This window comes from Sphingopyxis sp. RIFCSPHIGHO2_12_FULL_65_19 (assembly GCF_001830555.1).
Lineage (GTDB): Bacteria > Pseudomonadota > Alphaproteobacteria > Sphingomonadales > Sphingomonadaceae > Sphingopyxis.
In genome coordinates this window covers 53,888-68,105 of record NZ_MIAM01000024.1, presented here as the reverse complement: position 1 = coordinate 68,105, position 14,218 = coordinate 53,888, and the positions used below count along the sequence as shown (strand labels likewise).

Genomic DNA, 14,218 nt, shown 5'->3' with positions numbered 1-14,218 from the left:
CATCGTCCTTCCAACTCAACAGGGGTGCGCCGCCGGTCGGCGCGCGAACCGCATCAACAGCGGAGATAGAATATGATCACCAAGGACAAGCGTCTTCTCGGCACTGTCGCGGGCGCCATGATACTCGCTGCCGTCACGGGCTTCGGCGTTGCACGCTGCACCGCCGACCCGGCGGCCGCACCGGCTGCCGAAGGCGAAAAGGAAGCGGCGAGCGAAGCCCTTCCGAGCAGCCTCGCCATCACGCCCGAAGCGATCAAGGCCGCCGAGATCGGCGTCGAGACGATCGGCGCTGGCGGACTCGGTTCGGAAATCATCTCGCAAGCGACCGTTACCGCCGCGCCGACCGGCGAGGCGATCGTCACCGCCCGCGCGGGCGGCGCGGTCACCCGTCTCTTCAAGCGGCTCGGCGATCCGGTCAGCGCCGGTGAGACGATCGCGATCGTGCAAAGCCGCGACGCCGCCCAGATTGCGGCCGAACGGATTGCCGCCGATGCGCGCTCGACGCTCGCGCAGAAAAATCTCCACCGCGAGAAGACCCTGTTCGACCAGAAGGTGTCGGCGCGCGTCGACTATGAGCAGGCGCAAGCCGAAGCCGCGGCCGCCGCGGCCGAAGCGCAGCGCGCGCGTGCCGCGGCGAGCGCCGCGCAGGTCACGCGCGATGGCAGCAGCGTCATCGTGGCAAGCCCGATTTCTGGGCGTATCACGGCCGAGAACGCCAGCCTTGGCGCCTTCGTTCAGCCCGAAACCGAATTGTACCGGGTTGCCGATCCCAGCAAGGTGCAGATCGAGGCCGCGGTCGGCCCGGCCGACGCGCAGCGGCTCTCGCCCGGAGACCGTGCGATCATCGAGCTTCCCGACGGTCGGACGATCGATGCCCGCGTGCGGGCCGTAACGCCCGGCCTTTCCGGCGACACGCGCTCGGCAACCGCCGTACTCGATGTGCCCGGGGCGTTGCAGCCGGGCCTCGCGGTCCGGGTGCGGCTGCTTCCGAGCCGCGGCGCTGAAACCGGTGGGCCGGCCCGGATCGTGATCGCCGACGAAGCCCTCCAGACGCTCGAAGGCCGCGACGTGGTGTTCGTCCGCACGAAGGACGGCTTCCGCGCGCAGCAGGTCACTGTCGGCCAGCGTAGCGCGGGCCGTGTCGAAATCCTTTCGGGGCTGAAGCCCGGCCAGATCGTCGCGACCAAGAACGCTTTCCTGCTCAAGGCCGAACTCGGCAAGGGCGCGGGCGAGGAGGAATAGACCGTGATCGCGAAACTGATAGCGCTATCCGTCCGCGCACGCTGGGCGGTTCTCTTTCTCTTTCTCGTGATAGCCGGGCTCGGCGTCTGGCAGCTCACCAAGCTGCCGATCGACGCCGTTCCCGACATCACCAACAAGCAGGTGCAAATCAACACGATCGATCCGCGTCTTTCGCCGGTCGAAATCGAGAAGCTCGTAACCTACCCGATCGAAATCTCGCTGGCTGGCATTCCGGGGCTCGAGACGACACGCTCGATCTCGCGCAACGGCTTCAGCCAGGTGACGGCAATCTTCACCGATGAAACCGACCTCTATTTCGCGCGCCAGCAGGTGGGCGAACGGCTTCTCCAGGCGGGCGAGAATCTTCCCGATGGGGCCCAGCCGCAGATCGGTCCCGTGACGACGGGCCTCGGCGAGGTCGTCATGTATACCGTCGGCTATAAATTTCCCGATGGGAAGGGCGCCAAGAAGGTCGCGGGCCAACCCGGCTGGCAGCCCGACGGCAGCTACCTGACCCCCGAGGGCGATATCCTCACCGACGAGATTGCCAAATCGGGCTATCTTCGTACGGTTCAGGACTGGATCGTCAGCCCGCAATTGAAGTCTGTCGGCGGCGTCGCGGGCGTCGATTCGATCGGCGGCTATGCCAAGACCTTCGTGGTCGAACCCGATCCGACCCGCCTCACCAGCTACGGCATTTCCTATAGCGAACTGGGCGAAGCCCTCGAACGCGCCAATCTCGCGGTCGGTGCCAACTACTACAACCGGGCCGGCGAGGCCTATCTCGTGCGCGTCGATGCACGCGTGCGCTCGGTCGACGAAATCCGCAATGCCGTCGTCGCGACGCGCGGCGGCGTGCCCGTGACGGTTGGACAGCTTGCCAATGTGAAGATCGGTGGCGACCTTCGCACCGGTGCGGGCAGCATGAACGGCAAGGAGGCGGTCATCGGGACCGTGCTCATGCTGATCGGACAAAACAGCCGCACTGTTGCGGAGGATGTTTCGGCGAAGATCGCGCAGGTGTCGAAGACCCTGCCGCCGGGCGTTGAAGTGAAGGTGGTGCTCGACCGCGCCAAGCTCGTGAACGCGACCGTCGGCACGGTTGAAAAGAACCTCACCGAAGGCGCGCTGCTCGTTGCGGCCGCGCTCTTCTTCCTGCTCGGCAACTGGCGCGCCGCGATCATCGCGGTGCTCGTCATCCCCTTCTCCTTCCTGATGATGGCGATGGGCATGAACGCATTCCGGGTGCCCGGTAACCTGATGAGCCTCGGCGCGCTCGACTTCGGTCTGATCGTCGACGGGGCGGTGATCATCATCGAAAACTGCCTCGCCAGACTGGCGCACCGGCAGGAACATGAAGGGAGATTGCTCAATCTTCGCGAACGTCTCGAGGAGACGATGCGCGCCAGCCAGGAGATGATCAAACCGACAGTCTTCGGGCAGGCGATCATCCTGCTCGCCTTCGCACCGCTGCTGATGTTCACGGGCGTCGAGGGCAAGACCTTCTCGCCGATGGCCATCACCATCATGCTCGCGCTCGTGGCGGCTTTCATTCTCGCGATCACGCTGGTTCCGGCGCTTGTCGCGCTGATGATCCGCGGCAAGGTTGCCGAGAAGGAGGTGTGGGCGATCCGCAAGTCGAAGGAGCGCTATCTCCCGCTACTCGACAAGGCGCTCGCAAAGCCCTGGGCTTTCATCGCCGGCGGCTTTGCCTTCTTCGTCCTTGCCATCCCGGCATTCGGACTGCTCGGCTCGGAATTCATTCCGCAGCTCGACGAGAAGAATATGGCGCTCGCCTCGACGCGCGTGCCTTCGGTGAGCCTCGAACAGTCGCTGGCCATGCAACTCAATGTCGAGACGGCGATTTCGAGCCTGCCTGAAGTCGAACTGATGTTCTCGAAAACCGGCACTGCCGAGGTGGCGACCGACCCGATGCCGCCGAACATCTCGGACGGCTTCATCATCCTGAAGCCGCAAGATCAGTGGCCGGCGGGCGTCGATTCCAAGGCCGATGTCGTCGAGCGTATCGAGAAGGCCGCTGGCGGCCAACTCGGCCAGCTCTATGAAGTCAGCCAGCCGATCGAGCTTCGCTTCAACGAACTAATCGCGGGTGTCCGCGGCGACGTCGCCATCAAGCTCTACGGCGACGACCTCGACAAGATGTCGCTCGCCGCGAACGAGATGGTGCGTGTGCTGCAGGGCATCCCGGGTGCGGGAAGCGTCAAGGCCGACCAGGTTGGCGGCGCTCCCATGCTGGACGTGCAGCTCGATCGCAATGCGATCGCACGCTACGGACTGTCGGTCCAGGAAGTGGCCGACACTGTGTCGGCGGCGCTCGGTGGGCGGGAATCAGGTCTCCTTTACGAAGGCGACCGCCGGTTCGACATTACCGTCCGCGTGCCTGACGCGACCCGTGTCAATCTCGACGACATCCGCGCGCTTCCTGTCCTCCTGCCCTCAGAAGGCGGGAACCGCGGACAGATACCGCTCGCCCAGGTGGCGCAGATCCGGCTGACCGAAGGGCTCAACCAGATCAGCCGCGAAAATGGCAAGCGGCGCGTCGTCGTGCAGGTGAACCTCGAAGGCCGCGATGCGGGGTCCTTTGTAGCCGAAGCGCAGGCGAAGATCGCCAATGTGAAGCTCCCCTCGGGCTATTATCTCGAATGGGGCGGGCAGTTCGAAAGCCTGCAGGCTGCGTCGAAGCGGCTCTCCATCGTGGTTCCGCTCTGCTTCGCCGGTATCTTCATCCTGCTCTACATGGCGCTCGGCACCTTCGGACGCGCGACCGCTGTGTTCCTTGCGGTGCCGCTGGGCCTCGCGGGCGGGGTGTTCACCCTCGCGCTTACGGGCATCAACTTCTCGGTCTCGGCGGCTGTGGGCTTCATCTGCCTTGCCGGCGTCGCGGTGCTCAACGGTCTCGTCGTCATGACGGCGATCCGCGAGCGGCTCGAGAATGATGTCCCGCTCACGGAGGCAATCCGTGAGGGCATGACCGAGAAGATGCGCGCGGTGATCATGACCGGTTTCGTGCCCGCGATCGGCTTCGTGCCGATGGCGATCGCGACCGGCACGGGTGCCGAAGTGCAGAAGCCGCTCGCGACGACCGTCATCGGCGGCCTCATCGCGGCGACGATCCTGACGCTGCTCGTTCTCCCCGCGATCGCAAAGGTCGTTCTCGGGGCGGACTGGCAGCCGAAGTTCCTGAAGCGGAAAGCGGAGCCGGCGGTCCAGCCGGTCACGGAATAGGGAGAGACTGTCATGACAAAAGCATCCAAGCTCTTGCGCATCTACACCGATGAATCCGCCTTCTTCGGCGATCAGCGGGTCTTCGAGTTCATCTCCGAACTCGCTCGCCAGCAAAAGCTGGCAGGCGTTACGGTGCTCGAAGCGGTTCTCGGTTTCGGTCGCTCGGCGCATCTCCACCGCAAACATGCGCTGGAGAATGACCGGGCGGTCGTGATCGAGATCATCGACGAGGAGCAGCGGCTCCGCGACTTTGCGGGGCAGCTGGGGGAGATACCCGATATCGGGCTCATCACCCTTGAAGCGGTTGAAATCCTTGGCGGAAAATCCGCCGCGGAGCCTCCCGATGTTCAGAGCTGACCGGCACCTTGCCGGTTTCCACCGCGGCGCAGGTCCCCGGCCTGCGTCGCGGACCAGCTTGCGAGAGCGAGGAGGTTACCGATGTTCTCGGTAGGCACCTCGCTCCGCCTGCGGGTTCCGATCGGTCGCGTCTGGCGACTGCTCGTCGATATCGAGCGCTATGGCGACTGGCACCCGACGCTTCGGTTCACCGATCGGCCGGGCGACGACGAGCGAGTGGACTATGTCTATGCACCGCGCGGGAAGCACGGTCCGGAATTTGCCTCCGAGGGGCGAATTACCGGTCTCGACTGGCTGACCGGCTTCTCGTGGCAGACAGGCACGCGCGGGCTTCTCGTCATCGAAGAAAGCTACCGGCTCGAAAAGCTCGGGCAGGGAGTAGAGATCACCCACCGTCTCGTATGCGGAGGTCTCTTCTCGTGGCTTGCCTATCCTATGCTTCGACGGGTTTGCAGCGTTTTTCTCAAGCGCTCGAACATGGCGCTCGAACAGCAACTCCGTCGCACGACGGTTCAGTCCCGTTACGCCCGTCCGAGTGGTCGGCGCGCATGAAGGACAATGAGATCTTGGCCGCCGGGAGCCCTTGGCTCTTTGCCCCCGCCACCCCGGTCGAGGGTCACTGGCGGTCAAGGAGGTGCGGGAGTGGGTCGCAACCCACCAAGGCTCCCGCACCTCATCCTTTCGGGAGGGGCGAGCGCCGCCTGGCTCCTCCCGGATTTGATAGAAGAAAAGGATTGCATCATGAGTGACCAGTTGCGGCTCGATATTCCGCTTCTCCTCCCCGAAGTCGCCGATACTGCCGACCGCTGCGTCGCACGCCTGACGAGCGAACTCGAAGGACGCGAAGGCGTCGACAAGGTCCATGTGGTCCGCTCGAGCGACGGTTCGCCGCCGCAGCTCTGCATTCATTACCGTCCGGATATTCTCCCGCTCGAACGCGTGCGGCAGCTCGCGCGTAGCGCCGGTGCCGAGCTCACAGGCCAATATCAGCATCTCTTTTGGGACGACCTCGAAGGCGTTGGCCACGCGCGGCGTGCGCGGACGATCGGGCTGCGTCTTCGCGAAATACCGGGCGTGATCGAGGCCGAAGTCGGCGCGGCAGGGACGCTGCGGGCAGAGTTCCAGCGCTCGGAAACCTCGGTCGACATCATCAGGAAGGTGCTTTCGGATATGGGCGTCACCCAGAAATCAGCTGCCGTCGCCGCGGCTGTCCCGGCGCAAGCCGCCCACCAACATGGCGATGATGGCCACGACCATGGGCCGGATCATGCGCATGGGCCTGACCACAAACATAGCCATACGGGCGAGGATAGCCACGACCATGGCCATGATCATGGCGGTATATTCGGCGAGCGGACCGAACTGATCTTCGCGCTGCTGTGCGGTCTCGTCCTCGGCATCGGCTTCGCGATCGAGAAGCTCGCCGCGGTGCCGGAGTGGGTGCCGCTCGCGTTCTATATCGCCGCTTATGGTTTCGGCGGCTGGTTTACCGTCCGCGAGGCCATCGAGAATCTGAAGCTCAAGCGCTTCGAGATTGACACGCTGATGCTCGTCGCCGCAGCCGGCGCCGCAGCGCTCGGCGCCTGGGCCGAAGGCGCGCTGCTCCTCTTCCTCTTCAGCCTCGGCCATGCGCTCGAACATTATGCCATGGGCCGTGCCAAGCGCGCGATCGAAGCGCTCGCCGAGCTGGCGCCTCAGACCGCAACGGTGAAGGATGTCGACGGAACGGCCCGCGAAGTCTCCGTCGATCAGCTGGCGATCGGCGACACCGTCATCGTCAAGCCCAATGAGCGACTTGCTGCCGACGGCTTCGTCGTCGTTGGCCGCACGGCGGTCAACCAGGCCCCGGTTACCGGCGAGAGCGTCCCCGTTGACAAGGAACCGGTGGCCGATCGCGCGCAGGCTGCGGCAAAGCCCGACGCACTCGACGGGAAATATCGTGTCTTCGCGGGCACCATCAACGGCTATGGCGCGATCGAGATCGCGGTAACCCGTCTTGCCGCCGATACGACGCTCGCCAAGGTCGTGAAGATGGTGAGCGAAGCGGAGACGCAGAAATCGCCGACCCAGCGCTTCACCGACAAGTTCGAGCGCATCTTCGTGCCGAGCGTGCTCGCGCTCGTGTTCGTCCTGCTCTTCGCCTGGGTCGTTGTCGACGAGCCATTCCGCGACAGCTTCTATCGCGCCATGGCGGTCCTCGTCGCGGCAAGCCCGTGCGCGCTGGCCATCGCGACGCCGAGCGCCGTCCTGTCGGGCGTTGCGCGTGCGGCGCGCGGCGGCGTGCTGGTCAAAGGCGGTGGCCCGCTCGAAAATCTCGGCTCGCTGACCGCGCTGGCGTTCGACAAGACGGGAACGCTCACCGAGGGAAAGCCGCGCATCACCGACGTCCTGCCGGCCAACGGCGTGCCGAAGGAGGAACTGCTGCGCATCGCGGTGGCGGTCGAGCGGCTGAGCGATCATCCGCTTGCCGCTGCCATCGCGCGCGATGGCGAGGCCATGCTGACGTCGACGCGCGTACCGGTAGCGGACGACCTCAACAGCCTGACGGGTCGCGGCGTCACGGCGAAGGTCGAGGGCGAGACCGTCCTCATCGGCAAGGCCGAAATGTTCGGTGCAGACGGCATCGCGCCGATCGGCGGCGAAGTGGCGACGGCGATCGCAGGCCTCCGCGAGCAGGGACGCACGACGATGGTGGTCCGTATGGGCGACCGCGATTTGGGCGCGATCGGCTTGATGGACACGCCGCGCGAGGCGGCGCGCACGGCGATTGCCAAGCTCCGCGAGCTCGGAATCGGACGGATGATCATGATCTCGGGCGATCACCAGAAGGTCGCCGAATCCATCGCCGCCGAGGTCGGGATCGACGAGGCCTGGGGCGACCTGATGCCCGATCAGAAGGTCGACGCCATTCGCGATCTCAAGGCCCAGCAGCCGGTCGCGATGGTGGGTGACGGTGTCAACGATGCCCCGGCCATGGCGAGCGCGACCGTCGGGATCGCGATGGGCGCCGCCGGGTCGGACGTCGCGCTCGAAACCGCCGACGTTGCGCTCATGGCCGACGATCTTGCTCACCTACCGTTTGCAATCGGCCTCAGCCGCCAGACGCGGCGGATCATCCGCCAGAATCTCGTGGTGAGCCTCGGCATCGTCGTCGTGCTTGTCCCGGCAACGATCCTCGGTCTCGGCATCGGCCCCGCGGTGGCCGCGCATGAGGGCTCGACGCTGGTGGTGGTCGCCAACGCATTGCGGCTGCTCGCCTATCGCGACCGCAGTGCCGGTTGAACCGCAGACGCGGCGGGCGTGGAAGACCGGAAAGGGGAGAGAGGATGAATTTCAAGAATATCTCGGCCTGGTCCATCCGGAACCCGATCCCGCCGCTCGTCATGTTTTTCGGCCTGACGGTGGCGGGCATCGTCTCCTTCCTCATGATGGGGGTTCAGAGCGATCCCGACATCGATTTTCCGGGGGCGATCGTCATCATCGCGCAGCCGGGCGCCGCACCCACCGAACTCGAGACCCAGGTCACGCAGCGTGTCGAGGCGGCGGTGCGGACGATCGAGGGGATCGACGAGCTCAATTCGACGGTCACCGAAGGCCAGTCGCAGACGTTCGTCCAGTTCGCGATCGGCACGCCGATAGACCGGGCGGTGACCGATATCCGCGACAAGATCACCCAGATCCGCAGCAACCTGCCGAACGGAATCCTCGAGCCGCAGGTCATCCGCCTCTCGACCTCGGGCAACACGCTCGCTTATTGGTCGGCCTCCGCCACCGACATGACGCTCGAGGAATTGAGCTGGTATGTCGACAATGTCGTCGCCAAACGGCTGATCGCGGTCCCCGGCATGGGCGACGCCTATCGCCGGGGCGGCGTGAGCCGGGAAATCCGCGTCATCCTCAACCCCGAGCGGATGCGCGCCTACGGCCTCACCGCCGCCGCGGTGAACACCCAGCTCGTCCAGCTCAACATCAATGCGGCGGGCGGCCGGATGGAGGTCGCGGGGTCCGAACAGGCGGTGCGCATCCTCGGCAATGCGAGCAGCGCCAACGCGCTCGGCGAGACCTTGATCTCGGTCGGCACGAACCGGACCGTGCGCCTTGCCGATATCGCCGAGGTCAAGGATCTCTACGCCGAGCAGCGCTCGGTCTCGAAGCAGGACGGGCGGCAGGTGCTGACCTTCGGATTCGAGCGCGCGAAGGGCGCCTCCGATGTCACCGTTTACGACGCGGCGGTCGAGGAGCTGCGAAAGCTCGAGAAGGAAAACCCCAAGGTCAAATTCACCGAGCTGTTCAGCGATATCGAATATACCAAGGGCCAATATCATTCGGCGATCAATGCGATGGTCGAGGGCGCGATCCTCGCGGTCGTCGTCGTCTTCCTCTTCCTGCGCGACTGGCGCGCGACGCTGATATCCGCGCTCGCCATCCCGCTGTCGGCGGTCCCGACCTTCCTGTTCATGGACCTCATGGGCTTCTCGCTCAACATGATGACCTTGCTCGCGCTCAGCCTCGTTGCCGGCGTGCTGGTCGACGATGCGATCGTCGAGATCGAGAATATCGTGCGCCACATGCGGATGGGCAAATCGGCCTATCAGGCCTCGATTGACGCCGCGGACGAGATCGGGCTCGCAGTGCTCGCGACGACCATGACGATTGTCGCGGTGTTCCTGCCGGTCGGGCTGATGCCGGGCGTCGCGGGGCAGTATTTCAAGAATTTCGGGCTGACGGTCGTGGCCGCGGTGCTGATGAGCCTCGCGGTCGCGCGCATGATCACGCCCATGCTCGCCGCCTATTTTCTCTCTGCGCAGGGCCCGCAGAAACATGGCGAGGGCCCGCTGATCGACACCTATATGCGCATCTTGCGCTGGAGCCTCGATACCAGCGGGGCCGCTGCCGCGCGTGCGCGCGGCGGGCGCTGGAAATGGCTCGCCTATATCAAGGACCACCGGCTCTGGGTGGTCGGTATCGGGGTGCTGGCGCTCTTTGCGACCATTTTCAGCTTCTCGCTGCTCCCGATGACCTTTCAGCCTTCGATCGATTCCGACACGAGCCGCGTCGCCATCCAGCTCGCACCGGGTGCAACGCTCGAACAGACCGAGACGGTTGCCGACGAGGTGACCGATCTCATGAAGCGCGATCCGCTCGTCCAATCCGCTTTGTCGCGGATCGATGTCGGCACGGCGACGGTCTATCTGAAATTGCGCAAAGACCGCGACCTCACCTCGACCGAGTTCGAAAAGGACCGCGCGCCGCGGCTGGCTGAGGTTCCCGATGCCCGCATCAACTTCCAGTCGCAGCATGGCGGTGGCGGCGGGAGCAGCCGTGACATCTCGATCACGCTCGGCAGCGACGACCCGAAGAAGCTCGAAGATGTCGGCAACCGGTTGCTTGCTCAAATGGCACGCGTGAAGGAAATCCGCTCGCCGCGTGTCGAGGGCAATCTCCAGCGCCCCGAGATCGTCATTCGCCCGCGCTTCGCGCTCGCGGCGCAGCTCGGCGTGACGACACAGGCGCTTAGCCAGTCGATCCGCGTCGCGACATTGGGCGAGATTGACCAGAACAGTGCAAAATTCTCGCTCTCCGACCGGCAGATACCTGTGCGCGTCGCGCTTGCGGAAACCGCGCGCGAGCGGCTCGATACGCTTCGCAACATGCCGGTTCCGACCCGGAACGGGGGAACGGTGCCGCTCTCGGTCGTGGCCGAGATCGGCTTCGGCGCCGGCCCGACCCAGATCAATCGCACCAACCAGGTGCGCCAGCTCACCATCGGGGCCGACCTTGCTCCGGGTCTCGTGACCGGTCAGGCGATGGAGAAAGTCGAAGCGCTGCCGGCGCTCAAGACGCTGCCCGCCGGGGTCACGCGGCTGGTCCTCGGAAGTGCCAAGTGGCAGGCCGAGATGCTGCGCAACTTCGCAATCGCGGTCGTATCGGGGATCTTCCTCGTGCTCGCTGTGCTGATCCTGCTCTATCGCAAGATCATCCCGCCCTTCGTCAACATGGGCTCGCTTCTGCTCGCCCCGCTCGGCGGGGCGATCGCGTTGCTCTTGACGGGCTACCCGCTCTCGCTTCCCGTGTTCATCGGCGTGCTGATGCTGCTCGGTATCGTCGGCAAGAACAGCATCCTCCTCGTCGATTTCGCGATCGAGGAAATGGCATCCGGGGTGCCGCGCGACGAGGCGATCGTCGACGCCGGGCACAAGCGCGCGCAGCCGATCCTGATGACCACGGTCGCGATGGTCGCGGGCATGATCCCGACCGCGCTGTCGCTCAACGGCGACGGCGCATGGCGCGCGCCGATGGCGGTCACGGTGATTGGCGGGCTCATCCTTTCGACGATGCTGACGCTGCTGATCGTGCCGGCGTCCTTCAGCCTCGCGGCGGGCTTCGAACGCCGGATGGCCCCGCGCCTGCGCCGCTGGTTCACAACGGGCGGTGCGCACGCCGACCCATCGCCTGCGGGTGTCACCGACATCGGCGCGGGGCAAAGCCCGGCGGCCGATCGATAGAGGAGTGAAGCTGATGGAGTTCGAGCGGGAGCATGACCTCCCCTATAGTCCGGAACAGATATGGGCGGTCCTCGGCGATTTCGAGAACCACCGGATTTGGAATCCCTATGTCCGGATCGAGCGGCTTGCCGAGGATCCGATCGCGATCCGCTATTCGATGCGCATGGATCCGCACAAACCCAAGTTTCTTGAAGTGTCCGCGACGGTCCTTTCCGCGCGCGCCGGCGAGGAGCTGATACTCGACGTGAAGCCGAGCTTCATCCTCCAATTCGAGGAGAGCTATATCCTGACCCGGACGCCGGAAGGGACCAGATTCCTCCATCGCTACCGCTGCCGCGGGCCCTTTGCCTGGCTCCGGCTTCCCGGCATCAAGACGAGCTTTCAAAGGATGCTCGCGTCGATCGACGGCATCCTGGTCAGCTACCTCAAGTCCAAATATAGCAAGCCGCAATCGCCGCCGCGACGGCCCAAGTCCAAGTTCAAAGGCGGTCGGCGATGATGAGCTTTCCGCTGCTCGCGCCGCACAAATGGCGTCCGCTCGGCGCGGCTTGGGCCATCGCCCTCCTGTCGAGCCTTGCCGTTCTCTTCGTCGGCGAGGTCATGGGCCAGGCGCCGTGCGACCTCTGCTGGTTCCAGCGCGCCTTCATGTTCCCGCTGGCGATCATTCTCGGCATCGCGGCGTTCAGGTCGGACCGCGCCGTCGTTCCTTATGGACTGGCGCTGGCTTTCGGCGGCGGCCTCGTCGCGCTCTACCATAGCCTGCTCTACGTCGGTGTCATTCCGGCTCCGATCGTCCCTTGTACCGGCGGCCCGTCGTGCTCGGGTGAGAGCATGGCAATCGGAGGCGTGCCGCTGCCCCTCCTGTCGCTGGCCGCATTCGCGCTCATCCTTACCCTCTTGCTCAACTTCCAAAGGAGACTGAAATCATGAACAGACGTATCGGAGTGGTGGCCACGCTTGTACTCTCGGCACTCGCCTTCACCGGGGGCGCGATGCTCTACAGCGGAACCGCCGAGGGCGAACCCACGAAGAAGGTCGTGGCGGGGCCCGTCGACAGCCTCATTCGCCCGCACTCGCCGATCATCGGCCCGAAGAATGCCCCGGTCACGATCGTCGAATTCTTCGACCCCTCGTGCGAGGCCTGCCGTGCCTTCTATCCGACGGTGAAGGGCATCGTCGCCAAATAGACGCGCTCGACGAAACCGCCCGAGCGCGCCTGGACGATCGCGACGTCGCGCTGGTTGAAATCGACCGTCCCGGTGACGTCGAGCGTCGCGGCGAGGCTGCCCATTTCGGCGGCAACCGCGCGGATGCCAAGGCTTTGCCGCGCCGAGGGATCGACCGCCACACCGGGCGCTGCGCCGCCTTCGTCGGCATATTTGGCCACGAGCTGCATATCCATGAAGGGCGACTTGCCGGGCTTGTCGAACTTCTGGTTCGGGAACATCGGGTCGTAATAATAAAGGACCTTACCGCCGTCGGAGCCGGCCGCCTCCGACGCCATCTCGTCGGTGCCGCGCTGTCCGAGCCAATAGCCCCCGCCGCCCGCCACGAGCACGGCGGCCAATATTGCGGCACGCCACCGTGCCGCCGTCGTTGCATCGGTCATCGCCGTGCCTCCCCATAAGTGTAAATGATCCGCACCGCGTCGCGGGCCACCTCGGCCTCGCGTGCCAGAGCATCGACCTCGGCTTCGGCAAGCGCGAGCGTCGACAGGAGCGCGGTGCCGAGATCGAGACGCCGCGCCCCGAAACTTTCAAGATCGAGCTGGGCGCGTTGCTTCGCGAGTGGCACCAGTCTTGTGCGCGCATTGGCAAGCTGTTCGTCGTGCATGCGGTGCATGGCGAGGTCGGCGGAAAGCGCCGCCGCGACTTCGCGCTCGGCCGCCTCGCGATCGAGGCGCGCACGCGTCGCTTCGCTCGCGCGCGCGGCAATTTTGGGGTCCTGCCGTTTTTTCGCAAACAGCGGCAGATCGATGGTCACCCCGACGGTGACGAGATCGCCAAAATTGGGTTCGCGCCGGCCGTAGGCCGCGTTCACCGTCCAGTCGGGTCGCTTGTCGGCGCGTGCGAGCCCGGTTTCAGCGTCGGCGGCTATGGTCCGTGCGTCATAGGCGCGCAGCAACGGCAAGGCGGCGAGGCCGGCGCGAAGCGCGTCGCCATCGACCGCGAGCGAAGGCAGGTCGCCCGTCGTATCAGCCGCATTATCGCCGGTGAACCGGGTGAGCTGCGCCCGGTATCGCGCGATATCGGCGGTGAGAGTGCTGCGCCGGTCGGCGAGCTGGGCGCGCAGTTGCTCGGGTTCGAGCGCCTGCGCCGGACGCGCCGCGCCGCTGGCGAGCCGGGCGGTTACCGTTGCCTGCAGATCGTCGAGCTCGGCATCGAGCAGATCGAGTTCCTTGAGCCGCTTCTTCGCGTAGTGAAGATCGATCCACGCCAGCGCGGTCGCCAGCCGGATATCCTGCGCGGCGACCGCCTGCTCGGCCTCGGCGACGTCGATGTCGGCATGTGCGCGCAAGGCGCGTGCGCGGCGCTTGGCAGGGTTGGTGAATTCCTGGCTGACGCCGATGACCTGCATCGTGAAGTCGTCGCGGTTGAACCGGCCCGCATCGGGGCCGGTCACCGGGAAATCCTTGACCGCGAGATCGAGCTTGGGGTCGGGCAAGCGGTCGGCCGCGATCGCCGCGGATGTGGCCGCATCGACGCCCGCTTCGCGCGCGCGCAGCTCGGGCGCCTGTGTTTCGGCGCGCCGAAGCGCTTCCTCCAACGACATGGGTTCGGCGCGAAGCACCGTGGGCAGCAGCGCCAGGGCGGCGGTTGCAAGCAATATGCGCATGATCTTCCCCTCTTCGGGCGTAGGCAGGTCCG

11 protein-coding genes are annotated in these 14,218 nt (G+C 65.4%); 9 read left to right on the top strand and 2 right to left on the bottom strand.

The features are described from left to right. Positions 1 to 72: 72 nt before the first annotated feature. The 9 genes from A3E77_RS07790 to A3E77_RS07750 all read left to right on the top strand — a co-directional run bounded on the left by A3E77_RS07790 (position 73) and on the right by A3E77_RS07750 (position 12,538). Positions 73 to 1,242 (top strand): efflux RND transporter periplasmic adaptor subunit, encoded by a 1,170-nt coding sequence (locus A3E77_RS07790; RefSeq protein WP_293644751.1) that lies wholly within the window; start codon positions 73 to 75, stop codon positions 1,240 to 1,242. A 3-nt stretch (positions 1,243 to 1,245) separates the two neighbouring features. Continuing rightward, positions 1,246 to 4,488 (top strand): efflux RND transporter permease subunit, encoded by a 3,243-nt coding sequence (locus A3E77_RS07785; RefSeq protein ID WP_137890098.1) that lies wholly within the window; start codon positions 1,246 to 1,248, stop codon positions 4,486 to 4,488. A 12-nt stretch (positions 4,489 to 4,500) separates the two neighbouring features. Then, positions 4,501 to 4,845, top strand: coding sequence for a DUF190 domain-containing protein (locus A3E77_RS07780; RefSeq protein ID WP_293644749.1), 345 nt, complete (start codon positions 4,501 to 4,503; stop codon positions 4,843 to 4,845). Positions 4,846 to 4,926: 81 nt separating this feature from the next. Further along, positions 4,927 to 5,397: an SRPBCC family protein gene (locus tag A3E77_RS07775; protein ID WP_293644747.1), complete on the top strand. Its 471-nt coding sequence runs from the start codon at positions 4,927 to 4,929 to the stop codon at positions 5,395 to 5,397. 189 nt (positions 5,398 to 5,586) lie between these two features. Beyond that, a complete protein-coding gene (locus A3E77_RS07770) occupies positions 5,587 to 8,127 on the top strand; it encodes a heavy metal translocating P-type ATPase (protein WP_293644745.1) in 2,541 nt (846 codons plus the stop codon). A 44-nt stretch (positions 8,128 to 8,171) separates the two neighbouring features. Then, positions 8,172 to 11,351 (top strand): efflux RND transporter permease subunit, encoded by a 3,180-nt coding sequence (locus A3E77_RS07765; RefSeq protein WP_054731785.1) that lies wholly within the window; start codon positions 8,172 to 8,174, stop codon positions 11,349 to 11,351. A gap of 13 nt (positions 11,352 to 11,364) precedes the next feature. Then, positions 11,365 to 11,850 carry an SRPBCC family protein gene (locus A3E77_RS07760; RefSeq protein ID WP_054731784.1) on the top strand — a complete coding sequence of 162 codons (486 nt, stop codon included), beginning with the start codon at positions 11,365 to 11,367 and terminating at the stop codon, positions 11,848 to 11,850. Beyond that, complete coding sequence (locus A3E77_RS07755; protein ID WP_082396002.1) at positions 11,847 to 12,281, top strand: disulfide bond formation protein B; 435 nt, start codon at positions 11,847 to 11,849, stop codon at positions 12,279 to 12,281. The genes A3E77_RS07760 and A3E77_RS07755 overlap by 4 nt, the downstream gene beginning before the upstream one ends. Further along, positions 12,278 to 12,538, top strand: a complete 261-nt coding sequence (locus tag A3E77_RS07750; protein ID WP_293644741.1) for a thioredoxin domain-containing protein — start codon at positions 12,278 to 12,280, stop codon at positions 12,536 to 12,538. Before A3E77_RS07755 ends, A3E77_RS07750 begins: the two co-directional genes overlap by 4 nt. Here the strand turns inward: A3E77_RS07750 and A3E77_RS07745 are convergent. Then, positions 12,505 to 12,960 carry a heavy metal-binding domain-containing protein gene (locus A3E77_RS07745; protein WP_293644739.1) on the bottom strand — a complete coding sequence of 152 codons (456 nt, stop codon included), beginning with the start codon at positions 12,958 to 12,960 and terminating at the stop codon, positions 12,505 to 12,507. The two genes, A3E77_RS07750 and A3E77_RS07745, sit on opposite strands and share 34 nt — an antisense overlap. Further along, positions 12,957 to 14,186, bottom strand: coding sequence for a TolC family protein (locus A3E77_RS07740; RefSeq protein WP_293644737.1), 1,230 nt, complete (start codon positions 14,184 to 14,186; stop codon positions 12,957 to 12,959). The genes A3E77_RS07745 and A3E77_RS07740 overlap by 4 nt, the downstream gene beginning before the upstream one ends. Positions 14,187 to 14,218 lie beyond the last annotated feature (32 nt).